The organism is Christiangramia gaetbulicola (genome assembly GCF_003054225.1).
GTDB classification, from domain to species: Bacteria; Bacteroidota; Bacteroidia; order Flavobacteriales; family Flavobacteriaceae; genus Christiangramia; species Christiangramia gaetbulicola.
In genome coordinates, this window is the sequence record NZ_QBKQ01000003.1 from 517,773 (window position 1) to 539,282 (window position 21,510).

The following is a 21,510-nucleotide window of genomic DNA, read 5'->3' on the forward strand; positions in this document are numbered from 1 at the left end:
TAATATTCAAAATAACACACAACTATGAAATTTTTTATTGATACTGCTAACCTGGACCAGATCAAAGAAGCACAGGATCTTGGAGTTCTGGATGGAGTTACTACCAATCCTTCATTGATGGCCAAAGAGGGCATCACTGGGAAGGATAATATATTTAAGCACTATAGAAAGATCTGCGAACTTGTAGACGGAGATGTGAGTGCAGAGGTGATCGCGACAGATTTTGAAGGAATCGTAAGAGAGGGAGAAGAGCTTGCAGAATTACACGACCAGATCATCGTGAAAGTTCCAATGATCAAAGAAGGAGTGAAGGCTCTTAAGTATTTTAGCGATAAAGGAATTAAGACAAATTGTACGCTTGTATTTTCAGCAGGTCAGGCGCTTCTGGCTGCAAAGGCCGGGGCTACTTATGTTTCTCCTTTTATTGGAAGACTTGATGATATTTCTACAGATGGTTTGAACCTGATTGCAGACATTAGATTGATCTATGATAACTACGGTTTTGAAACTGAAATTCTTGCAGCTTCTGTAAGACATACCATGCATGTACTTGAGTGTGCTAAGCTTGGAGCAGATGTGATGACCGGTCCTTTATCTTCTATCGAAGGTTTATTGAATCACCCTTTGACAGATATAGGTTTGGAGAAATTCCTTGCAGATTACAAGAAAGGTAACCAGTAAGAATTTACATTATAAAGATTCAAGAGAAAGGCTGTCTGGAAAGACGGCCTTTTTTATTTATTAAGGAATTGTAATAATTCCTGCTCAAATTCAGGGCTACCGAATTGGATGTCTCCCTTAACGATAGTTCCGTTTGAGTTTACCAGGAAGATTTTATTTAAATACTTTCTATAGGTTTCCTTAGATGTGTTACGCCTGGCGATCTGAAATTCATTTTCCTTTTCATAGCCGAATGTTTCAATAGTTCTCAACCATTCTTCCCTTTCATTAAGATCTATATTAACGCCCAGGAAATCTAATTCTGGATATTTCTGCTTTAGCTCTTCGATGATCTTGTGTTGCCATCTGTGATGAGCAGGAGAATATAAGGACCATGCGTAGGTAATAGTCGGTTTACTTATAATATCTCCATATTTTATCTCATTGCCCTGGGTATCTATGGCGCTTAATTCATTTATGGAGTTGCCTACGAAATAGGTTTCCTGTATGTCTGCAAGTTCTTTTGCACTTTCAATTTCGCTATAATCAATTTTTTCAAGCAGCCCTATCACAGAATCCAGCCTGGTTTCTCCTTCAGCCATGGTTATGGCCTGGGCGGCAAGTCTGTCTATGAATTCGTTCTTCAGGGATTGAATTTCAGAGATGGAATCGATCAATAAAATTCTTCTTTCAAGGTTCTTGAAAGTGTTCATATTAAAACACGCTTTATGATCGTTGTGATCTTCAGCGCAATCCTCGATAGATTTAGCCCTTAGGAAATCATCTATAAGATTCGTGTAGACGTAGTAATCCTGAAGTTCTTCATTATTAAAATCTATCTCCTGGCGATATTCGTTGAAGTTCTCCGGTATCTTTTCAGCAAAGGTGTTATAGTATTTTCTAATAAGAAAAGTGTATCGCTCCCTCAGGTCGTAATACTCGTAATCTATACTCGCTCTGGCTGTTTTTAGAAATTCATCTGAAAATTCATTTCTGGACTTGAGTTCTTCTAAATTTTTAAGCCTCTCATTTTTGATGGAATCGGTGATCTTGGCGAATTCTGATGGCTCTATCTTGTAATAGGTAAGTATAAGGTCGTTATTACTCTGGTTGTTCAGGAACATATCCAAAAGGAAGTTGCTTTTTTCAGCACCCTGTCCGCTAAAGTTAAGGGATTCGTCAAAAGACATGGTGTTTAGCCAGATAACGATGCTGTCCCCAGGTTCCATATACATGATCTGGCTTTCTGGTGGATGTTTGAACGTGTAGATGCCGCTTTCAAGATTTTTAAAATCCTTGCCGAATTGATTTTTCTCGTCGAGGAATAAGGTATCAATAGTTTTATTGTCCTTTGATATTACGACATAATCTGTTTCGGGATTGTTGATCTGCCCGCCAATGAACACAGAATCTGCGGTAGACGAGTCATCGTTACAACCCGCTACTAGAAGGATGCAGCATAATAAGAATAAATAATAATTCTTCATTAATGGTATTGGGCGAATGAAACTTTTCGGTTAGCCTCATTTTTTAACAAATATAGAGGGTGGTGCAAACCAGCAATGTTAAGTGTGAGTTAAAACAAATATTTAAAACGTTAATCTTTCTTAGTAAACACGATAATAACTACTTTTGCAAAAAATTAATTTTATCTGTTTATGCTTTCAGTATCAAACCTTTCTGTACAGTTTGGAAAACGTGTTTTGTTCGATGAGGTGAATACAACCTTTACGCAGGGAAACTGCTATGGAATCATCGGTGCCAACGGTGCCGGAAAATCTACCTTTTTAAAGATCCTTTCTGGGAAATCTGAACCTACCTCTGGTCATGTTCATTTAGAGCCTGGTAAGAGAATGTCTGTTCTGGAGCAGGATCACAACCTTTATGATGACTATCCTGTTTTGGAAACGGTAATGAGGGGTAATAAGCCTCTATTCAAGGTTAAAACTGAAATGGATGCTCTATATGCTGATTATTCAGATGAGAATGCAGACAAGATCGGTGAGCTTCAGGTAGCATTTGAAGAGATGGATGGTTGGAACGCAGAAAGCAACGCAGCTTCGATGCTTTCAAACCTAGGGATAAAGACTGAATTGCATTACTCTCAGATGAAAGATCTTGATGGTCAGCAAAAGGTACGTGTACTTTTAGCACAGGCGTTATTCGGAAATCCTGACGTTTTGATCATGGATGAGCCTACTAACGATTTGGATTACGAAACCATCACCTGGTTAGAGAATTTCCTGGCTAATTATGATAATACTGTGATCGTGGTATCTCACGACCGTCACTTCCTTGATGCTGTTTGTACGCATATTTCTGATATAGATTTTGGAAAGATCAATCACTTTAGTGGTAACTATACTTTCTGGTATGAATCTTCACAATTAGCGGCAAGACAAAGAGCACAACAGAATAAGAAAGCAGAAGAGAAGAAGAAAGAACTTCAGGAATTCATTCAGAGATTTAGTGCGAACGTGGCTAAGAGTAAACAGGCTACGTCCAGAAAGAAGATGATCGATAAGCTAAACATCAATGAAATTAAGCCTTCCAGCAGAAGGTATCCAGCGATAATTTTTGAAAGAGAACGTGAAGCCGGAGACCAGATCCTGAATGTTGAAAAACTGGAAGCAAGTATAGAAGGTGAAACTCTTTTTAAGAATGTAGATATTAACCTTGCCAAAGGAGATAAAGTTGTTGTTTTCTCAAAGGATTCCAGAGCAACTTCTGCGTTTTACGAGATCATCAACGGGAAACAGGAGCCTGTAAATGGAAAATATCAATGGGGTGTAACCACTTCACAATCTTATTTACCTGCAGATAACTCAGATTTCTTTGATAACGATCTTACTTTGGTAGACTGGTTGCGCCAGTGGGCAACTTCTGAAGAAGAAAGAGAAGAAGTTTATATCCGTGGGTTCCTTGGTAAAATGTTATTCAGTGGGGAAGAGGCTTTAAAAACCTGTAGAGTGTTATCTGGAGGAGAGAAAGTTCGTTGTATGTTGAGTAGAATGATGATGATTAGAGCGAATGTTCTTATGCTGGATGAACCAACGAATCACCTGGATCTTGAATCTATTACCGCATTCAACAACTCTTTAAAGAATTTCAAGGGAACTGTTCTATTCACAACTCATGACCATGAATTTGCACAAACTGTAGCGAATCGTGTGATCGAGCTTACTCCTGGTGGAGTTATAGATCGTTACCTGAGCTTTGATGAGTATATGAGCGATAAAAGTATTAAGGAGCAAAGAGAAAAAATGTATGCTGTAGAAGCATAATCTTAATTCATAGAATATAAAAAAGCCCCTGCAATTTGCAGGGGCTTTTTTTGGCTAAAATAAATTACAACTAGAATACTCCGCCTCCTCCGTCATCGTCGTTTTCACGACTTTTACGTTTTAAGGCTTTGTTCTTTCCACCTCCAAACCTATATGAGAAACCAAGGTAAACGGTTTGGGTTTCTCCTTTGAATCTTCCTCTTTGTTCAAATGGGCGTCCATCTGTAACCCTGAATTCCTGAGTGTCGAAAACATCATTGAAATTCAGGCTTAAGGTGGCCTTATTATCCTCAAGGAAGGAATATCTCGCTCCCAGGTTCATGAAGTAGAAAGATTTTACGTCTAACTGAAGGTCCTGACTTTTACTTCGGTAAAATCCGAAAAGTGAAAAGGTAAGAGATTCAGTCGCTTTGAAATTATGATTGGTTCTGAAGGTGAAAGCTTTGTTGTCTATTTCTATGAATTCACTTCCCGCAACTCCCTTAAGCGTCTGCCCATATAGTTCCAATCCGGTGTTAGTGCTCCACCAGTCGGTGAATTTATAATTGGCAGAAAATTCAGCTCCATAAGAGTCATTAGAATCAAAGTTGTCAAAAGTCAAGAATATAGATCCCGGATCTCCTTCCTGGTTGTCGAAGACCTGGTTGATCTCATCTACAGTTCTTCGGTAGAAAACTCCACTGGTTAAACTTCCTTTTTTTCCAAGTTTACGAGTATAATTAAACTCAATAGAATTCGTGAATTGCGGCAATAACTCTGGATTTCCAGCAACGGTCAATCTTGGGGAGGCTACTTCACGTATTGGGTTTACCTGCCCAAAGCCTGGTCTGTCCACTCTTCGACTAAAGCTTAACTGATATGAATTCTTTTCACCCGGAGTGTAGCTTACAAATCCTGAAGGATACACTGTGAAATAATCGTCTTCGAAGACCAGTTCTCCATTAAAGGTTGCGTCTGCATTAAAGCTTTCAAGTCTTGCTCCCAATTGATAGGACCATTTTTCAAAATTCTGCCCGAAGGTGGTATAGAAACTATAAATATCTCTTTTGTACTGGTATTCGCTATTATTGAAAAGAGGGTTTGTGGTCTGGTAATCATCATTTGTGTCTAAAAGCCTTACTTCGGCTCCCATTTCCAGTTTTGAAACCTCGCTTAACGGATTCACGTAATCGATGTTTCCGGTGAAATTTTCTCGACTTTGTTCTACAAAGTCTCTATAAGGTACCAGACCTTGATTCGTTTCTTCGAAATCTATTAAGGTATTTTCCTCTTCAGCAAAGTCATTGAAATCTAACTCGAACTGGATATCATGACCGTCCTTTTCAAAATCATGGTCAAAAAGTAAGTTATAAGATGAATTTCTGTTATCCATGTTCATGTTTAGAAGCTGAGTGATATTCATGCTAGCATCGCTTAGGTCTCTTACCGCAATAAATCCATCTGGCCCACCGTCATATAAACTCTGGTTGGTATAAAAAGACAGGGTATTCTTGTCATTTAAGTAGTAGTCTACACCAACTTTGTATAGGTAAGATTCTCTTTCGTTATCGACCTTAAAGGTTTGTTCAATGTTCTGCTCAGGAAGAAAAATAGTTCCACCGTTTTCTCTGGGACCAAAATCGGTACCTAGATTAGTATAGAAATTCAGTTTTCCTGTTCTGTAGTTCATATCCAGCGTCCCGTTAAACCTTGTGTTCTCACCCACGGTAAGTCCTGTGGAAAGATTCCCGTTAAAACCTTTATTCGCATTTTTATGCAAAACGATATTTATGATCCCGCTCATTCCTTCCGGATTGTATTTCGCAGATGGATTCGTGATCAATTCTATGCTTTTAATAGAAGTTGAAGGGATTTGCTTTAGAAGCTGGGCCGGATCCATATTGGTTGGTTTTCCATCCACCAGGATCCTGACATTAGAGTTTCCGCGAAGGGCAATATTTCCATCCTGGTCTACATTTACAGAAGGAATATTATTCATGATCTCAGAAGCGCTGGCTCCCGTGGTCATAAGATCTTTACCCACATTGATAACCTTGCGGTCTACGCGTTGCTCTATGGTTGTTCTTTCAGCGATAACAACCGTTTCATCTAGCATGGCGATATCTGGCGCTAATTTTATGGTTCCTATTTCAATTTTGGTATTGTTGCGGTCTATATGTATTTCTCTCTGGTAGGTTTTGTAGCCTATAAACTGAATTTTGAAGACATAATCTCCAGCCTTAATGTCTTCGATCTGGAAGGTACCATCGCCACTAGAAGTGATCCCAGTCACAAGATTTCCATCCATGTCATTAATAATTATAGTAGCAAAGGGGATAGGTTCATTTAATTCTTCATCTATTACAGATCCTGAAATTTTCCCGGTTGGATCTGTAGATGCCATACTGATGGTTGTGGTAAAAAGAAATAAAAAGCTAAAAAATAACTGTCTCATTTTTTGATTGATTTTTGATGATTATTGTTATACAAGTTACTTGGTATTGCATAATAGATGGTCACAATACCCCGTATTTTAATGACCTTGTACTATAAAGACGAATGCCGAAATAGTTTGTTACAAGATTTTTTAAAAAAAGAACCTGCATCTCTTTTAAGAAATGCAGGTTTTAGCAAGATCATCCTTCTTAACACTAACCATCAAAATTAATAAGATGATCCCGCAAGGCCCGGACCTCATTCTAAAGACTATTCTGAATAATAATTGTTACACCAATTTTTGATTAACTTTGGAATATGAAGAAAAAAACCCTCGTTTTAGGAGCTTCTCTCAATCCTGCCCGTTATTCCAATCTTGCTATTAACAGGCTGGTAAAACATGACCAGCCAACTGTAGCTGTTGGTTTGCGCGAAGGTAAAGTAGAAGGAGTAGAGATAAAGACAGAAAAATATCCTTATGAAGATGTAGATACGGTAACTCTTTACCTAAATGCAAAACGTCAGAAAGAATATTATGATTATATAATATCCCTTCAGCCAGATAGGGTGATCTTTAATCCCGGCACCGAAAATCCTGAACTTTATGATCTTCTTCGGGAAAATGGAATAGACTATGAAAATGCCTGTACCTTAGTGATGCTTTCTTCTCACCAGTATTAATCCCAGGAAGGTTAGGAGTCCGTTGAGGATAAGGATGAAAAATCCAAATTCGAACCCGAACCATTTAAGGCTGTTAATGCTAATGATATAAGATAATACCGGTGCGGCAATAGCGATAACCGGTACCAGTTTATCCTTGATCTTCCACTTTGTAAATAATCCGAAAGCATATAGACCAAGTAGTGGGCCGTAGGTATAACCCGCGAACTGGAATAATTTGTTGATCACACTTTTATCTGCAATGGCGTATTTAAAAGCCAGCATCACCAGGATCAATAATACCGAAATAGCAACGTGAATTTGCTTTCTTATCCTAACCTGTTTCTTTTCATCATATCTTTTTTCTATATCCAGGATATCTATGCTGAATGAAGTGGTCAATGAAGTAAGAGCACTGTCTGCGCTGGAGTAGGCCGCGGCAATAAGCCCAAGAATAAAGAAAATGGCGACTCCCAGTCCCAGGTCTCCACTGGTGGCTATCGCCGGGAAGAGATCATCTCTAACTTCAGTGATTCCATTAATCTCAGCATAATCTGTAAGCAAAACTCCCAGGGTAAGAAACAGGAAGTTTACAAATACGAGCACTATGGTAAACCAGAACATGTTCTTCTGGGCATCTTTTAAAGTACGGCAGGTAAGGTTCTTCTGCATCATATCCTGATCCAGCCCGGTCATAACAATGGCGATGAATGCACCCGAAAGGAATTGTTTTACAAAGTGATCTTTGCTTTTCCAGTCATCAAAAAAGAACATTTTTGAGTGCTCGCTTTCAGCCAGGTAACCCATGAGGTTATTAAGTGAAAATCCTAGATCGTTGGATATAAAATAAATAGTGATCCCTAGGGCCAGTAACATAAAGAATGTCTGCAGGGTATCTGTCCAGATAATGGTCTTAATTCCGCTTTTAAAAGTATACAGCCAGATTAGAAGAATTGTGATAGAAACCGTTACATAATAGGGTACTCCCATGGCGTCAAATACAATTAGCTGAAGCACGTTTGCTACCAGGAATAATCTGAAACTTGCTCCAACAACTCGTGATAACAGGAAAAAAGAAGCACCTGTTTTATAAGAAGAATTTCCGAACCTGCTTTCAAGATAGGTGTAAATAGAAGTAAGGTTCATCTTATAGTATAGAGGAAGCAAAACCTGGCCGATGACGGCATAACCTGCGGTGTAACCAAGTACCACCTGGAAATAACTGAATGAATCAGATTCCACCGTTCCTGGTATGGAGATAAAAGTGATTCCGCTTAAGGAAGCTCCAATCATCCCAAAAGCCACCAGGTACCATGGAGCCTGTTTATTCGCTTTAAAAAATTCGGCATTGCTGCCACCGCGACCGGTAAAATAAGATATAAGGATTAGAACTGCGAAATAAGCAGCAACTAGAATGAGGACCTGGTATGGTTGCATAAGTAGTAATTCTGCGGAGCAATTTACAAATTAAGCTTTAAGTAATTTCATCCATCAAAAAAATCATAAATTCGCATATGGATTTTTCTTCAAAATTACTGGAGCAGGCAGTAGATGAAATGTCACAATTGCCGGGAATTGGAAAGCGAACCGCTCTAAGGCTCGTTTTGCATCTTTTGAAACAACCAGAAGAACAAACTGAACAATTGGCCAAGGCTCTTCAGAATCTTCGATCGAATATTAAACTCTGCAAGAATTGCTTTAATATTAGTGATACAGAGCTTTGCGAGATCTGTGCGAATCCATCCAGGGTTTCAGAGATCGTTTGCGTGGTAGAGGATATCAGGGATGTGATGGCTATAGAAAATACCGGTCAGTACAGAGGACATTATCATGTTCTTGGTGGTAAGATTAGCCCTATGGACGGGATTGGTCCTTCGCAATTGACTATCAAACCTCTGGTCGAAAAGGTGACTTCAGGAAAGATTGAAGAGATCATTTTTGCCTTGAGCAGCACCCTGGAAGGGGATACCACGAATTTCTATATTTTTAAGCAGCTTGAAGGTACCGGCGTGAAAACTTCAACTATCGCCCGCGGAATTTCGGTTGGGGATGAACTTGAGTATGCAGATGAGGTTACTTTAGGCCGAAGTATTACCAACAGGATTCCATTTGAAAATTCTATGAAGGGTTGATCTGGTTAGAGTCTTTCCACGATATAATTTTTTAAAATCTCCCGAAACTTTTTCAATTCCGTAGCTGAAATCGTAATTTTAGCGGGAATTTGAATCCTTAATGCTACTAGAAGAAATTCAGTGAAATCTAATTTTATTGATTTTTTAATATTTAATAAGTGGTATTTTGATTAAATTCGCAACTCAAACAACTAAAATCGCATCTGATTTAACGATATGGCAAAATTTGAATTAAAATTACCCAAAATGGGTGAAAGTGTTGCAGAAGCAACGATAACAAGCTGGCTTAAAGAGGTTGGAGATACAATAGAAATGGATGAGCCTGTGCTGGAGATAGCTACAGATAAAGTTGATAGTGAGGTTCCGAGTGAGGTAGATGGTAAGCTGGTTGAAAAACTTTTTGAGGCCGATGATGTGGTTAAGGTGGGACAAACCATCGCTATTATAGAAACCGATGGTGAAGTTGAAGATTCTTCAGTAGAAGGAGAGGAAGATAATGAACCGGAAGAAGCAGCTGAGGTTGCTGAAACGGTAGAGACTGCAAAATCAACGGCTACAGGAGGTTCAACTGAAGATTTTTCAGATTCTTCAAGATTTTATTCTCCTCTCGTAAAAAATATCGCCAAAGAAGAAAATATCTCTTTAGAAGAGCTTGAAAGTATAGAAGGAACTGGTAAGGAAGGTAGAGTTACCAAGAACGATATTCTGGACTATGTGGAGAACCGTGGTAAGCAATCTAAAAAAGCTTCAGAAGCTAAAAGTAAATCTACTGAGACAAAAGGTATGGCGGCCGGAGTTTCTAAGCAGCCAGAGCCTGTTGTGAGTGGGGAAGATGAAATCGTGGAGATGACGCGTATGGGTAAAATGATCGCTCATCACATGGTGGAGAGTGTTCAGAAATCTGCGCACGTACAGTCCTTTATAGAAGTAGATGTTACCAATATTTGGAACTGGAGAAATAAACATAAGGCGGAATTCCAGAAGAAAGAAGGTGAGAAATTAACCTTTACTCCAATCTTTATGGAAGCTGTCGCTAAAGCGATACGTGATTTCCCGATGATCAACATTTCGGTGAACGAGGATGCTACGAAAGTGATCAAGAAGAAGAACATTAATTTAGGAATGGCTGCAGCATTACCTGACGGTAACCTTATCGTTCCGGTAATTAAGAATGCAGACAGACTTAATCTTGTGGGTATGGCCAAGGCGGTAAACGACCTGGCGAATCGTGCAAGACAAAATAAACTGAAGCCAGATGAGATCCAGGGTGGTACTTATACCGTGACCAACGTGGGTACTTTTGGAAGTATCATGGGAACACCAATTATCAATCAGCCGCAGGTTGGTATCCTGGCGTTGGGTGCAATTAGAAAAATGCCTGCAGTTATAGAAACACCTGAAGGTGATTTTATTGGCATACGTTATAAAATGATCCTTTCTCATAGTTACGACCACAGAGTGGTGAACGGAGCTCTTGGTGGACAATTTGTTCAGCGAGTGGCGCAGTATCTGGAAGGTTTCGATAAGGACAGAGAGATATAATTTCTCCGGAATAAAATAGAAAAAAGCTGTGATTTATGTCACAGCTTTTTTTTGTTAAAGATTATTTACGAAGGAATTGAGCAGTTCCAGGGCATAATGATTTTCCTTTTCATGCTCTTCAGCAAAAACCTTTTTTTGCTCCAATACTTCATAACCCAGGATTTCTTCAGCCTGTTTCTCATTTACCTTTTTAAAGGCCATGGACCATTTAGAAAATTGTCTTTCAGAGATCAATCCTGAACTTAGTTCGATCACGGTATGGTGTCTTGGATCCTTTTTGATCTTTTGGAACAAAAGGTCAATTTGCGCTGGATCTCCTTCAATATATTGTATAAAAAGTCCCAGGTGTGAAATCAGCATCCCGGTAATATTATTCGCAGTGTTGTTTTTACGGCAGTTCGAAAGTAATGTTTCTAGGTCTGCATCTTTCAGAATATGGGATTGCTGGCTGATATAAGAAATGTATTTCAACACGACTTTAGTAGTTGTTTAGTTCCTTAAATATATAAAATGATTTTGTTGTGACCATTTTTTGGTTAGTTTGCCTGATTTCCTTCAAGCTTTTCAAAAATTACCCTGGTAATAAAATGCTTAAACAGGTTTCGGGGTCATGTTCATATTATACTATATTTGCTCTGATAAAATTATTAGAATGGAATTAAATCTTAGCAAGCCTATTTGTTTTTTTGATCTTGAAACTACTGGTACAAACATCTCTAAAGACAGGATTGTAGAGATCGCTATCCTTAAAGTATTTCCTAACGGAAATAAAGAAAGTCATACCTGGCTGGTGAACCCGGAGAGGGATATCCCTGCAGAGGTTGTTGCGATTCACGGTATTTCAAATGAAAAAGTTGCTAACGAACCAACTTTTAAGGAGCTGGCGACTAAGATCCATGATCTAATAAAGGGCTGTGATCTTGGAGGATATAATTCCAACCGTTTTGATATCCCACTTCTTGTAGAGGAATTGCTTAGAGCAGGAATAGATTTTGAGATGAAGAACGTAGTGGCCGTTGATGTACAGACCATTTTTCATAAAAAGGAACAACGAACTTTATCTGCAGCTTACCAATTCTACTGCGGAAAAGAACTTGAAGGCGCACATGGAGCCGAAGCAGATACCGAGGCTACTTATGAAGTTTTAAAATCCCAGCTCGATAAATATGATGATCTGGAGAATGATATGAAGTGGCTGGCCGGTTTCAGTTCCCGTAAGAAATTCGCAGATTTTGCAGGTTTCATCAGTTTCGATAAAAAAGGAAAAGAGGTCTTCGCTTTCGGGAAATATAAAGGTAAACATGTGGAGCAGGTTCTGGAAGATGAACCAGGGTATTTCGGCTGGATACAAAATGCCGACTTTCCATTATATACCAAGAAAGTGCTTACCGCTATTAAACTTCGTAAACTAAATAATAAACTTTCCTAATTGAGGTTCTTTCTTCAGCTCATACTCATTCTATCCTGTTTGCAGCTTTCACAGGCTCAGAACACGAATATAAAGGGTAGGGTTGTAGATGAAAATTCAGAACCTTTGCCCTATGCGCATCTGTTATTTCAGAATTATGCCATAGGTACTACTTCTAATGCCGAAGGATATTTTGCCTTCAGTATTCCCGATAGCCTCAGAAATGAAAAGGTGAGAGTGAGTTATGTAGGTTTTCATTCGAAGATCGCTAGGATAGAAAATATTGCCGGGAGGGATGTTAAACTAATTCCTAAAAAAGAGGACCTGGATGAGGTTCTCCTGAAGCAAATCCTGAAAAATAAAAGTTATACTTATCGCCCAGGGTGGAGGAATGGAACCATAGGCTTTGGAAATCTCAATGCCGGCCTGTATCCTTCGCAGATCGCTGTTTTTTATCCTAAACCTGATAAATTTGATGCATCCTGTTATTTGGAGGAAGTGCGGGTGTATTTCTTTAAGACGACCGAGCAGTGGCAGCGATCTTCAAAATTCAGATTACATATATATAATGTGGATGAAAATGGAAAACCCGGTGAAGATCTATTAAAGAACTTGATCGTTGAAAGAGATCCAGGAGAGTCCAGTATAGATGTGGAACTGCTTAAAGAAAAGATCAGTATTCCTGAAGATGGGATCTTTATTGGTGTAGAGCATTTATTTATCAAGGAAAATCAATTTACCGAAGCCAGGAATTACTACATTAATGATAGCCTGGTAGCTCAGGATTTTGAACTTGTTAAATATGCGCCTGTTTTTAAGGGTGTGCTAATGGACGAAGCTGAAGATGCCTGGTTCTACGGTCCTTTAGGTTGGCAGAAGATCTCTGAGCTAGAATTATCTCATGAAGCATTCGATTCTAAAATTCCTTTACCGGCTTTTAGAGTAAAGATTACAGATTAAAGAAGTTCAACTAAAATGTATCTAAAATTGGCTATATCAGCAGATTTTCTAGTGCTTTAAAATCCTTTAAATTTCTATATTTGAAACCCAATGGGGCCTTGGGACCCGAAATTCAATTTTCAATTTTATATTCAGTTTCAGATGAAGATCATTTGCGTAGGCAGAAATTATACAGACCATATTGCAGAGCTAAAAAATGAGAAGCCAGAGGATCCGGTGCTTTTCCAAAAGCCAGATACTTCAATTCTTCTAAAGAAACAACCCTTTTTTATCCCAGATTTCTCTAATGATGTGCATTATGAAGTAGAAGTGCTGGTAAAGATCAAAAAGATCGGGAAGCATATCCAGGAGAAATTCGCTCACAAGTATTATGATGAAATTGGCCTGGGAATAGACTTTACCGCGAGAGACCTGCAACAAAAATTGAAGGAAAAAGGATTGCCCTGGGAAAAAGCAAAAGCTTTTGACGGAGCCGCGGTGGTAAGCAATAAGTGGCTGGATAAGAAAGACTTGAATGATGTGAACGATCTTAAGTTCAGCCTTCAGAAAAATGATGAGGTGGTACAGGAAGCCAGTACCTCACTTATGCTGTGGAAAATTGATGAATTAATTGCTTATATTTCGACGTATTTCACCTTAAAAATAGGGGATATCATATTTACAGGAACTCCCTCTGGAGTTGGAAAAGTCTCTCCCGAAGATCGTTTGACCGGCTTTCTGGAAGGCAATAAAATGTTTTCAATCAGAGTAAAATAATTACTTAATGAGTAGCTATAATCTAGACGAAGTTAAAGAGATGGCCGGCGGGGATGAGGATTTCATGCTGGTAGTGGTGCAAACCTTTCTTGAAGAAATTCCGCCAGATGTGGCTGCGATGAATGAGGCAATTAGCAATGATAATCCATCTTTGGCTTATCAATATGCCCATAAGATGAAACCAAATCTGCAGCTTTTCGGTCTTAATCTAATGGACCAGATCCTTACCATAGAGGCATGGTCTAAGAAGGGGCAGCGAAAAGAGGAAGTGCCTCAGGCTGCTGAAGCCATTACCAGGAAAGTAGATGTGGCTGCCATAGCCTTGAAACGTGATTTCAACCTGGAATGAAAGCAGAGATAATCACAATTGGGGATGAGATACTTATCGGTCAGATCATCGATACCAATTCTGCATATATCTCCAAAGAACTAAATAAGATAGGCGTAAGCGTTCACCAGATAACTTCTATCCAGGATGAGCGTGAACATATTCTGCAAAGCTTAAAGGAAGCGGCAGAGAGGGTTGATGTGGTTATTATTACAGGAGGGCTTGGTCCTACCAAAGATGATATCACTAAAAAGTGCCTCTGTGAATTCTTCAATGATAAACTTGTCAGGAACCAGAAGGTGCTTAAACACGTTGAAGATCTTTTCGCAAAATATATAGATACTCCAATCTCAGATCTAAACCGGGACCAGGCATTATTGCCTTCCAAAGCGACTGCGCTACATAATGAATATGGTACTGCTCCGGGAATGTGGTTTGAAGAGAATAATAAGGTTTTTGTTTCCATGCCCGGTGTGCCTTATGAAATGCGTGGGCTCATGGAACGCGAGATCATTCCGAGATTGATAAAGAACTATTCCAGGCCGGTCATTTTGCATAAAACGGTGATCACTTATGGCCTCGGTGAAAGTGCGATCGCAGAAAAGATCGAGTCCTGGGAAGATGATCTCCCTAAAAATATCAAGCTGGCATATTTACCTAACCTGGGTAGAGTTAGACTTAGATTAACCGCGAGGGGAGATAATGAGGAGCAACTGATAGATGCGGTGGATAAGGAGATCATGAAGCTGCATGAAATCATTGGAGATATTATCTATGGATATGAGGGGGATGATCCTGTGGAGCTGGTCATAAGTAAATTACTGGTTGAAAAGAATTGGACCCTTTCTACTGCTGAAAGTTGTACCGGGGGAAGGCTGGCCTCAAAATTCACTAAAGCACCTGGTTCTTCAGCTTCTTTTAAGGGAAGCGTAGTTTGTTATTCTTCAGAATCAAAAATTGAACTGCTTGGCGTTTCCAAAGAATTGATAGAAAAGCATTCTGTGGTGAGTGCAGAAGTGGCTAAGGCCATGGCTCTGGGCGCTAAAGAAAAATTCCATACAGATTTTGCGATTTCTACTACCGGTAATGCCGGTCCTACCAAAGGAGATAGCGATGCCGAGCTGGGTACCGTCTTCATTGGGATAGCCACGCCAGATGGTGTTAATACGCATCAATTCAATTTTGGTAATCACCGTGAAAAAGTGGTTGGGAAATCTTTGAATAAAGCGATGGAATTGCTTCAGGAGAGCGTCATCAAACTTAGAGATGATAATTGATTTTCAGTTCTCTACTGAAAATAACTGAAATATTCGCTGTCCATTCCCTTGATTTGTATGTATTAAAAATATTATTTTTGCACCCGGAACAGCGCGAAGGCAAGAGCTTAACGTTTATTCAATAGAATTATTTTCAGCGTAAAATATTTTTTTTGAATTAGTTGCCTGTTAGGTAAAAAAATCGTTAATTTGCAGCCTGTTTTGAAATAACGAGAAAAGTATAGAGCAATGTCAAGAGTTTGTGAACTTACCGGGAAAAGAGCTATGGTTGGGAATAATGTTTCTCACGCCATGAATAAGACTAAACGTAAATTTAACGCCAACCTAGTTAAAAAACGTTTCTTTATTCCTGAAGAAGATAGATGGGTAACGCTTAAAGTGTGTACATCTGCATTAAAAGATATCAATAAAAAAGGCATTTCTGCCGTAATTAAGGAAGCTAAAGCAAAAGGATTTCTTCAAAAATAATCCTAAGCAGCACCTAAAAATATTTCACAATGGCAAAGAAAGGTAACAGAGTTCAGGTAATTCTAGAATGTACAGAGCATAAAGCAACTGGACAACCAGGTACTTCAAGATATATTACTACAAAAAATAAGAAGAATACACCGGATAGAATGGAGTTGAAAAAATTCAACCCTATTCTTAAGAAAATGACGGTTCATAAAGAAATAAAATAATTGAGTCATGGCAAAGAAATCAGTAGCATCTATTCAAACAGGATCTAAAAGATTAACCAAAGCGATAAAAATGGTTAAATCTGAGAAAACCGGTGCCTACACATTTGTAGAACAAATCATGGCTCCGGAAGACGTAAACGACTTTTTGAAAAAGTAAGGATCGTTCACAAACGATTTTAAATAATCTTTAAAAGCCGTCCTGGATTTAATCTGGACGGCTTTTTCTTTTTATGTATATTTATTGCCGCAATAACAGAGGGTTTTAACCTTCTTTTGTTTTAAACCTGCCAGAAAAAAATGAGTTTATTTAAAAAGATATTTTCTAAAGAGAAAAAGGAAAACCTCGATAAGGGACTGGAAAAGTCTAAAGCCAGTTTCTTTGATAAAATGAGTAAGGCTGTCGCCGGTAAGAATAAGGTGGACGATGAGGTGCTGGATGACCTGGAAGACGTGCTTGTAAGCAGTGATGTAGGTGTGGCTACCACGATCAAGATCATTAACAGGATCGAAGAAAGAGTTGCCCGTGATAAATACCTCGGGACAGATGAATTAAATAAGATACTTCGCGAAGAGATCGCAGCTTTGCTTTCTGAAACTAATGTAGGTGAAGGTTCCGATATTCAGATTCCAGAAGGGAAAAAACCATATGTGATCATGGTGGTTGGAGTGAACGGAGTAGGGAAGACCACTACCATAGGTAAACTAGCACATCAATTTAAGAGTAAAGGTAAAAAAGTGGTTCTTGGAGCTGCAGATACCTTTAGGGCTGCCGCAATAGATCAGCTTCAGATCTGGGCAGACCGAACAGATGTGCCGATCATAAAACAAAAAATGGGTAGTGACCCTGCCTCTGTTGCTTTCGATACTGTACAAAGCGCGGTGAAAATGGATGCCGATGTGGTTCTAATAGATACCGCCGGAAGACTTCATAATAAGGTAAACTTGATGAAGGAGCTTACCAAGGTAAAAAGGGTAATGCAGAAAACCATTCCAGATGCTCCACACGAGGTTCTTCTGGTTTTGGATGGTTCTACAGGCCAGAATGCTTTTGAGCAGGCTAAGCAGTTTACAGCAGCTACCGAAGTTACATCCCTTGCCGTTACCAAACTTGATGGTACTGCCAAAGGTGGTGTGGTGATTGGTATCAGTGATCAATTCCAGATCCCGGTAAAATATATCGGCGTTGGTGAAGGCATTGAAGATCTACAGGTATTTAATAAGTACGAATTTGTAGACTCTTTCTTTAAATAAGCCTTTAATAGGCAGTCTGAAAAGAAAGACAAACGTCAATTGAAAGATTTCAATTATTTCCAATAAAAGTTTTCCTGAATGAAAAGACTATTATTTCTTCTTAGCGCGGTTATTATTGTTAGTTGTAAAAATGATAAGAACGAGAATATTACTGAAGCCGAACAAGTACAGTCAGATTCTACAACCAATGTAGAAGAGATAAAGTTTAAACAGGTGGATTCAAAGATGATCAACAACGATAGTCTCTGGAAACCATTTGAAGCAGATCTTTCAGAATTTTCTACAGAAGTTTATGAAGAGGTAAAAGCCCTGGTTTTTGAAAAATCCATTCCAGAAATTCAAGAGGCTATAGCCAGTGATAAGTTAACTTACGAAGAACTAGCTCTTTTCTATCTTACCAGGATCAAGGAATACGACAGGGAAAATGAACTATCTCTAAATTCTGTCATCTCACTGAATCCCGACCTAATTAAAGAAGCTCGTGAAAAAGATGAGCAAAAAGGGAAAACTGAAAACCAACATCCTATCTACGGGATTCCGGTACTTTTAAAGGATAATATAAATACCTCTGCAGTGCCTACAACCGCAGGTTCTGTTGCGCTTAAGGATAACAAGACCAAAGATGCTTTTATCACAGAGAGATTAAAGGAGAATGGTGCTCTTATCCTAGGGAAAGCGAATCTTAGCGAATGGGCTAATTTCTTTTGCGAGGGATGTCCTAATGGTTTTTCAACTATGGGAGGACAGACTCTGAATCCTTACGGAAGAAAAATTCATGATACCGGTGGATCTAGCTCTGGAAGCGGGGTAGCGGTTGCCGCAAACCTTACTCCTGTAGCTGTTGGATCTGAAACTTCAGGCTCTATTCTTTCTCCTTCAAGTTCAAATTCTGTGGTAGGTTTAAAACCGACTATCGGAGTTTTAAGTAGGGGTGGAATTGTGCCTATCTCCAGTACTTTAGACACTCCTGGTCCCATCACAAAATCTGTTATAGATAACGCGATTCTTCTGGATGCAATGACAGGAGTAGATAAGGCAGATCCTGCTTCAACGAATGCAGGAAAACAAAATGCGGTCTATTACGCAAAACTCGGAAAGGGAACTTTAAAGGGTAAGCGCTTTGGTGCCATAAAGTCTTTAATGGAGGACACTCTTTATGTTAGAGCGATAAATGACCTTAAAAATTCCGGAGCTGAGATTGTTGAATTCGAGGCTGAAGAAATAGATCTTCCAAACTTTCTGAGATTGCTAAACCTGGATATGAAAAAAGATCTCCCAGCTTATTTAAAGAATTATGGGGGAGATGTTGCTTATAAAAATGTTCAGGACGTTATAGCCTATAATGAAAAGGATTCTTTAAATCGCGCTCCTTACGGGCAGGCTCTTTTTATTGGGATCGTAAACGATTCGGCTAGCGAAAAGGAATTTTCAGCCATCAAGGATACCCTGAAAAATAATGGAACCATGTTCTTCGAAAAACCTATGCAGGAACATAAACTGGATGCAGTTCTATCGATTAATAATTACCACGCTGGTTATGCCGCGGTTGCGAAATATCCCGCTATAACAGTTCCTATGGGATATACTGCTGAAAACAGGCCTAAAGGATTGACCTTTATTGGAAAACCTTTCTCTGAAGAGCAATTGCTTCAATTCGCATATATTTTTGAAAACACCACTAAAAGAAGAAAAACACCAGAAAATTATAATGAGTAGTAATTCCCAAAGATATCTCGTTCTAATCTCCAAGATCATATTCTTCTATAGTATCTTCTATGTGGTGATGAAGATAATAGCCATGTTTCAGGGTTCCTGGGTGATCCCAAATCTTATTTTATCTCTGCCATATCTTGTTTTCGCTGTGGTTGGCGGATTTATGGTAAAAAGAAACTCCTACCACTGGGCTTATGTTATTGCTGGTGCGATCCTTATTAGTATCGTGCGTTATTACGAAAGGGAATGGATGCTGCAATTACATAATTACTTTCAATAAATGTTACCTCAAGTAAGTGGGAAAACCTATCCAAAGGAAGTTTGCCTGAATAGAATCTGGCAAAAGCCTGAGGAAGCTAAAATTTCGGTTTTCGATCGGGGATTTATGCTGGGGGATTCTCTCTATGAAGTTATCCCGTTTTACGAAGGAAGAGTCTTTGCACTTGAAGAACATCTTTCCCGCCTGAAATATTGCCTCAAGGAGATCTCTCTGGATTTTGATGTTGAAATGCTCATTCCCTATATCGAGGATGCGGTTAGAAGAAGTGATTATGCCAGTAATGATGCAGCGGTATATTTGCAGGTAAGTAGGGGAGCAGCACCAAGAAGTCATTTCTTTCCGGAAAAGTCTGAACCTATCTTTCTTTTGTATTCTTTCCCGGTTAACCTTCGCGGATTTGAAAATAAACATTGGAAACTCCTGATATCTGAAGATATCCGATGGCATCGCTGCGATATAAAAACTACTTCTTATCTGGCTAATACCATGTTGAATGACAAATCCTATAAATTAGGATTAGATGAAACACTCCTGGTTAAGGAAGGAATAATTACTGAAGGTTCGCATTCATCTGCTTTTTTCGTTCAGGATGAAATCATTTATACCCACCCTGAAGGTCACCAGATATTATCTGGGATCACCCGTAAGATAGTTCTGGACCTATGCCGCAATTTGGGATTGGAATTAAGAGAAGAAGCATTTCCTTTTTCTGAAATTGCCTATGCAGATGAAGTATTTTTAACCGGGACTACGACTCAAGTTATGGCAATAAGTGAGATCCAGTTCCAGGATAATATTCTTTTTCAGTCATCTGAACCGGGTCCGATCACCCGAAAAATACAGGAGGCATTCATTCAAAGAACAAGAAATCTCCAGGTTTAGATCATTTATTTATCACCCCATATTTCTTTAAGATCGGCAAAACCTGATCTTTTGGTAAAGCTTTTATTGTTCTTCCCTTGTATCCAGTCATGGTTTCGGCCATAAAGAGGGAGTTTAAGATCGCCTCTTCGGTTGCCTCGATAGCTCCCATAAAAATAGGAGACATCAGGTCGTTGGGAACAACTTCCATTTGCAAAAGATTTGATTCAATTTTATAGGGAATTCTGTTGGATTCGTAAGTAGAAAAAGCGATCACATAGTCTCCGCTGCCATTAGAGGCGATACCTCCGGTTTTTCCCAGCCCTAACACGGCCCTTTTGGCAAGTCTTTTTAAATTTCTGCTGTCCAGAGGCGCATCTGTAGCTACCACGATCATACAGGATCCGTCTGCGCTATCCAGGATCCGGTCCCTGAAACTGAACTGTTGCAATTCTTCTCCAACCGGAGCTCCATCAATTTGCAGGTTTCCGCCGAAATTAGTTTGTACCAGTACTCCAATGGTATAACCGCCCAGACTTTCCGGTAATTTTCTTGACGAAGTTCCTATTCCTCCCTTGAATCCAAAACATATGGTTCCCGTTCCCGCACCAACATTGCCCTCTTCAACCTCAAGATCTGCATTTTCGATGGCAGAATTCACATCATCTATCTGTACGTGCTGACCTCTAATATCGTTCAGGTAACCGTCGTTAGTTTCGCCAACTATCGCATTTATAGACCTAACCTCTTCATTTCCCTGTTGCTTCAGGCTGTATTTTATCACTGCATTTATTCCTGTTGCTACGTTCAAAGTGTTGGTTAGAATTATAGGAGTTTCAATATTACCAAGTTCTTCAATTTGAGTACTGCCGGTAAGCTTTCCGAAGCCATTGCCAATAAAGACAGCTGCAGGAACCTTTTCCTGGAAGATATTACCATTGTGAGGAATAATAGCTGTAACACCAGTTCGAATAGAATCGCCTTTTACTAGGGTAGTGTGGCCAACTTTTACTCCCAGAACATCGGTAATAGAGTTTTGCTTTCCCGGCGCTAAAACCCCAGGTTTAATCCCAAGGTCACGAGCCCTTGTCTGGGCATCGGAATTTTTTATCGAAATAAAAGTGAAAAATAGGAGTAAAAGAAAGTTTCTCATCAGGTCATATTTTAGATTCTGAAGATACAAAACCGGGCCTTTCTTTCCAGAAGACTTTAAGTCTTAAGTCCTAAGCTTCTTGAAATCTATTTTTAGATTGTATCTTTGCACCCGCTTTGGACATTCCTTCGGAATTGATCAGGGCTAAAA

22 protein-coding genes are annotated in these 21,510 nt (G+C 39.2%); 17 read left to right on the forward strand and 5 right to left on the reverse strand.

Translation table 11 applies throughout. The features are described 5' to 3' along the window. The first annotated feature begins 24 nt into the window (after positions 1-24). Positions 25-681 (forward strand): fructose-6-phosphate aldolase, encoded by a 657-nt coding sequence (gene fsa, locus C8P64_RS13915; RefSeq protein WP_108172683.1) that lies wholly within the window; start codon positions 25-27, stop codon positions 679-681. A gap of 53 nt (positions 682-734) precedes the next feature. On the opposite strand, the gene C8P64_RS13920 is transcribed toward fsa, so the two are convergent. Further along, complete coding sequence (locus C8P64_RS13920; protein ID WP_108172684.1) at positions 735-2,147, reverse strand: TlpA family protein disulfide reductase; 1,413 nt, start codon at positions 2,145-2,147, stop codon at positions 735-737. Between the two features lie 171 nt (positions 2,148-2,318). Between C8P64_RS13920 and C8P64_RS13925 the strand changes: the two genes are divergently transcribed. Continuing rightward, a complete protein-coding gene (locus tag C8P64_RS13925; protein ID WP_108172685.1) occupies positions 2,319-3,944 on the forward strand; it encodes an ABC-F family ATP-binding cassette domain-containing protein in 1,626 nt (541 codons plus the stop codon). A 70-nt stretch (positions 3,945-4,014) separates the two neighbouring features. On the opposite strand, the gene C8P64_RS13930 is transcribed toward C8P64_RS13925, so the two are convergent. Further along, entirely contained in the window at positions 4,015-6,378 is a 2,364-nt protein-coding gene (locus C8P64_RS13930; protein ID WP_108172686.1) for a TonB-dependent receptor, read from the reverse strand. A gap of 299 nt (positions 6,379-6,677) precedes the next feature. Here C8P64_RS13930 and C8P64_RS13935 point away from each other — a divergent pair, with 299 nt between their 5' ends. Then, positions 6,678-7,040 (forward strand): CoA-binding protein, encoded by a 363-nt coding sequence (locus tag C8P64_RS13935; RefSeq protein WP_108172687.1) that lies wholly within the window; start codon positions 6,678-6,680, stop codon positions 7,038-7,040. Here C8P64_RS13935 and C8P64_RS13940 read toward each other — a convergent pair. Beyond that, positions 7,011-8,456: a sodium:solute symporter gene (locus tag C8P64_RS13940; protein WP_108172688.1), complete on the reverse strand. Its 1,446-nt coding sequence runs from the start codon at positions 8,454-8,456 to the stop codon at positions 7,011-7,013. The two genes, C8P64_RS13935 and C8P64_RS13940, sit on opposite strands and share 30 nt — an antisense overlap. A 77-nt stretch (positions 8,457-8,533) precedes the next feature. On the opposite strand from C8P64_RS13940, the gene recR reads away from it, so the two are divergent. Together recR and C8P64_RS13950 are read left to right on the forward strand one after the other, a co-directional pair. Next, on the forward strand, positions 8,534-9,151 hold the full coding sequence (recR, locus tag C8P64_RS13945; protein WP_108172689.1) for a recombination mediator RecR: 618 nt from the start codon (positions 8,534-8,536) through the stop codon (positions 9,149-9,151). 216 nt (positions 9,152-9,367) lie between these two features. Further along, a complete protein-coding gene (locus tag C8P64_RS13950) occupies positions 9,368-10,693 on the forward strand; it encodes a dihydrolipoamide acetyltransferase family protein (RefSeq protein WP_108172690.1) in 1,326 nt (441 codons plus the stop codon). Between the two features lie 54 nt (positions 10,694-10,747). Here the strand turns inward: C8P64_RS13950 and C8P64_RS13955 are convergent, their stop codons facing one another. Next, a complete protein-coding gene (locus C8P64_RS13955) occupies positions 10,748-11,167 on the reverse strand; it encodes a BLUF domain-containing protein (RefSeq protein ID WP_108172691.1) in 420 nt (139 codons plus the stop codon). Positions 11,168-11,345: 178 nt separating this feature from the next. On the opposite strand from C8P64_RS13955, the gene C8P64_RS13960 reads away from it, so the two are divergent. The 12 genes from C8P64_RS13960 (at position 11,346) to C8P64_RS14015 (ending at position 20,228) form a co-directional block, all read left to right on the forward strand. Further along, positions 11,346-12,122, forward strand: a complete 777-nt coding sequence (locus C8P64_RS13960) for a 3'-5' exonuclease (RefSeq protein ID WP_108172692.1) — start codon at positions 11,346-11,348, stop codon at positions 12,120-12,122. Next, positions 12,123-13,061 carry a carboxypeptidase-like regulatory domain-containing protein gene (locus C8P64_RS13965; protein WP_108172693.1) on the forward strand — a complete coding sequence of 313 codons (939 nt, stop codon included), beginning with the start codon at positions 12,123-12,125 and terminating at the stop codon, positions 13,059-13,061. It abuts the gene before it with no gap. A gap of 141 nt (positions 13,062-13,202) precedes the next feature. Continuing rightward, a complete protein-coding gene (locus tag C8P64_RS13970) occupies positions 13,203-13,817 on the forward strand; it encodes a fumarylacetoacetate hydrolase family protein (protein WP_108172963.1) in 615 nt (204 codons plus the stop codon). A 7-nt stretch (positions 13,818-13,824) separates the two neighbouring features. Further along, entirely contained in the window at positions 13,825-14,166 is a 342-nt protein-coding gene (locus C8P64_RS13975; protein ID WP_108172694.1) for an Hpt domain-containing protein, read from the forward strand. Continuing rightward, on the forward strand, positions 14,163-15,422 hold the full coding sequence (locus tag C8P64_RS13980) for a competence/damage-inducible protein A (RefSeq protein WP_108172695.1): 1,260 nt from the start codon (positions 14,163-14,165) through the stop codon (positions 15,420-15,422). Before C8P64_RS13975 ends, C8P64_RS13980 begins: the two co-directional genes overlap by 4 nt. Before the next feature lie 228 nt (positions 15,423-15,650). Further along, complete coding sequence (gene rpmB, locus C8P64_RS13985) at positions 15,651-15,890, forward strand: 50S ribosomal protein L28 (RefSeq protein WP_108172696.1); 240 nt, start codon at positions 15,651-15,653, stop codon at positions 15,888-15,890. Between the two features lie 29 nt (positions 15,891-15,919). Further along, on the forward strand, positions 15,920-16,102 hold the full coding sequence (gene rpmG / locus C8P64_RS13990; protein ID WP_057480125.1) for a 50S ribosomal protein L33: 183 nt from the start codon (positions 15,920-15,922) through the stop codon (positions 16,100-16,102). 7 nt (positions 16,103-16,109) lie between these two features. Then, positions 16,110-16,259, forward strand: coding sequence for a DUF4295 domain-containing protein (locus C8P64_RS13995; RefSeq protein ID WP_084509775.1), 150 nt, complete (start codon positions 16,110-16,112; stop codon positions 16,257-16,259). A gap of 140 nt (positions 16,260-16,399) precedes the next feature. Then, positions 16,400-17,353, forward strand: coding sequence for a signal recognition particle-docking protein FtsY (gene ftsY, locus C8P64_RS14000; RefSeq protein WP_108172697.1), 954 nt, complete (start codon positions 16,400-16,402; stop codon positions 17,351-17,353). Positions 17,354-17,431: 78 nt separating this feature from the next. Then, positions 17,432-19,069: an amidase family protein gene (locus C8P64_RS14005; protein WP_108172698.1), complete on the forward strand. Its 1,638-nt coding sequence runs from the start codon at positions 17,432-17,434 to the stop codon at positions 19,067-19,069. Next, positions 19,062-19,346, forward strand: a complete 285-nt coding sequence (locus C8P64_RS14010; RefSeq protein WP_108172699.1) for a hypothetical protein — start codon at positions 19,062-19,064, stop codon at positions 19,344-19,346. The genes C8P64_RS14005 and C8P64_RS14010 overlap by 8 nt, the downstream gene beginning before the upstream one ends. Next, positions 19,347-20,228, forward strand: coding sequence for an aminotransferase class IV (locus C8P64_RS14015; protein WP_108172700.1), 882 nt, complete (start codon positions 19,347-19,349; stop codon positions 20,226-20,228). A gap of 1 nt (position 20,229) precedes the next feature. Here C8P64_RS14015 and C8P64_RS14020 read toward each other — a convergent pair whose 3' ends face one another. Further along, positions 20,230-21,360, reverse strand: a complete 1,131-nt coding sequence (locus C8P64_RS14020; protein ID WP_108172701.1) for a DmpA family aminopeptidase — start codon at positions 21,358-21,360, stop codon at positions 20,230-20,232. Positions 21,361-21,510 lie beyond the last annotated feature (150 nt).

Coding starts and splice junctions, on each gene's coding strand:
- C8P64_RS13935 (WP_108172687.1), top strand. CDS start 6,678: ATGAAGAAAAAAACCCTCGTTTTAGGAGCTTCTCTCAATCCTGCCCGT.
- C8P64_RS13920 (WP_108172684.1), bottom strand. CDS start 2,147: ATGAAGAATTATTATTTATTCTTATTATGCTGCATCCTTCTAGTAGCG.
- C8P64_RS14005 (WP_108172698.1), top strand. CDS start 17,432: ATGAAAAGACTATTATTTCTTCTTAGCGCGGTTATTATTGTTAGTTGT.
- C8P64_RS13995 (WP_084509775.1), top strand. CDS start 16,110: ATGGCAAAGAAATCAGTAGCATCTATTCAAACAGGATCTAAAAGATTA.
- recR (WP_108172689.1), top strand. CDS start 8,534: ATGGATTTTTCTTCAAAATTACTGGAGCAGGCAGTAGATGAAATGTCA.
- rpmG (WP_057480125.1), top strand. CDS start 15,920: ATGGCAAAGAAAGGTAACAGAGTTCAGGTAATTCTAGAATGTACAGAG.
- ftsY (WP_108172697.1), top strand. CDS start 16,400: ATGAGTTTATTTAAAAAGATATTTTCTAAAGAGAAAAAGGAAAACCTC.
- C8P64_RS13950 (WP_108172690.1), top strand. CDS start 9,368: ATGGCAAAATTTGAATTAAAATTACCCAAAATGGGTGAAAGTGTTGCA.
- C8P64_RS13960 (WP_108172692.1), top strand. CDS start 11,346: ATGGAATTAAATCTTAGCAAGCCTATTTGTTTTTTTGATCTTGAAACT.
- C8P64_RS13930 (WP_108172686.1), bottom strand. CDS start 6,378: ATGAGACAGTTATTTTTTAGCTTTTTATTTCTTTTTACCACAACCATC.
- fsa (WP_108172683.1), top strand. CDS start 25: ATGAAATTTTTTATTGATACTGCTAACCTGGACCAGATCAAAGAAGCA.
- C8P64_RS14015 (WP_108172700.1), top strand. CDS start 19,347: ATGTTACCTCAAGTAAGTGGGAAAACCTATCCAAAGGAAGTTTGCCTG.
- rpmB (WP_108172696.1), top strand. CDS start 15,651: ATGTCAAGAGTTTGTGAACTTACCGGGAAAAGAGCTATGGTTGGGAAT.
- C8P64_RS13970 (WP_108172963.1), top strand. CDS start 13,203: ATGAAGATCATTTGCGTAGGCAGAAATTATACAGACCATATTGCAGAG.
- C8P64_RS14020 (WP_108172701.1), bottom strand. CDS start 21,360: ATGAGAAACTTTCTTTTACTCCTATTTTTCACTTTTATTTCGATAAAA.
- C8P64_RS13975 (WP_108172694.1), top strand. CDS start 13,825: ATGAGTAGCTATAATCTAGACGAAGTTAAAGAGATGGCCGGCGGGGAT.
- C8P64_RS14010 (WP_108172699.1), top strand. CDS start 19,062: ATGAGTAGTAATTCCCAAAGATATCTCGTTCTAATCTCCAAGATCATA.
- C8P64_RS13980 (WP_108172695.1), top strand. CDS start 14,163: ATGAAAGCAGAGATAATCACAATTGGGGATGAGATACTTATCGGTCAG.
- C8P64_RS13925 (WP_108172685.1), top strand. CDS start 2,319: ATGCTTTCAGTATCAAACCTTTCTGTACAGTTTGGAAAACGTGTTTTG.
- C8P64_RS13940 (WP_108172688.1), bottom strand. CDS start 8,456: ATGCAACCATACCAGGTCCTCATTCTAGTTGCTGCTTATTTCGCAGTT.